At 37.8% G+C, this 919-nt stretch carries 2 pseudogenes; both read left to right on the top strand.

The window, feature by feature from the left end:
• A pseudogene (locus KIV40_RS30185) lies at positions 1 to 213 on the top strand (capsular biosynthesis protein); the annotation flags it as partial.
• Positions 204 to 919: pseudogene (locus KIV40_RS30180) on the top strand (capsular biosynthesis protein); the annotation flags it as partial. The pseudogenes KIV40_RS30185 and KIV40_RS30180, both read left to right, overlap by 10 nt.

Genomic DNA, 919 nt, shown 5'->3' with positions numbered 1-919 from the left:
AATGTTGGAAAAATTAATATATTTACATTGCCAATAATTACAGAGTGGCTCGACAAGGACGACGTTCCTTATTATGAGGTGCTTATTGGGAAACCTTGGTGTGGAAAGGATGGATTTTATGTAGATGATAGAGCAATTCGACCATCAGAGTTCTCTAAAAAATCGAAAGAAGAGATCGATGCTATTTTAGCGAAGGAAAGATTATGTTCCTGATAATGTCTGCAGCGTATGTTTGTCAAGAGCTTCAATCGGAGTTTGGAAAAATCCCTCCAAGTTTCTTGCCTTTAGGTAATCGAAGGTTATTTCAACATCAAGTTGGTTTAGCTCCCGAAAACACTAAGGTTTATCTAACGATCCCAGAATCATTCCAGGTTTCAATACATGACCAACTATGGTTGGAAAATAATAGCGTTATAGTTATTAGGATACCAGATGAACTAAGTCTTGGAGCTTCTTTAGCTGCTGCTATAAATCTTACTGAGCATCCTATTGATTCCCCTTTTCACGTGTTATTTGGTGACGCCTTATTTGCTGAGTTACCTCAAGGTGATGATATCATTTGCGTGTCTGATGTGACATCTAGCTATAATTGGGCAGTTGTTACAAATGATGAAATGCAGTGGTTAAAGGATAGCCACAACGTTTTAAGTTCTGGCTCACGAAATATTGTCAATGGCTACTTTAAGTTTAGCCAACCGAGAAAATTATTACGAGCTATCATTCAAAGCAACTGGTCTTTCTTCGATGGCTTAAACCGCTATCATAGTATAGTCGGTCTTGTTAGTGTGTATTCAGACAACTGGTTGGACTTTGGTCATGTAAATACGTACTATCGCTCCAAGGCAAATTTTACTACTCAACGAGCATTTAACGAGTTAACCATCACCCCTGAATTGATAGAAAAGTCTTCATATAAAAG

It is taken from the genome of Vibrio sp. D173a, from assembly GCF_030248475.1.
This window is presented reverse-complemented; position numbering and strand designations above follow the sequence as displayed.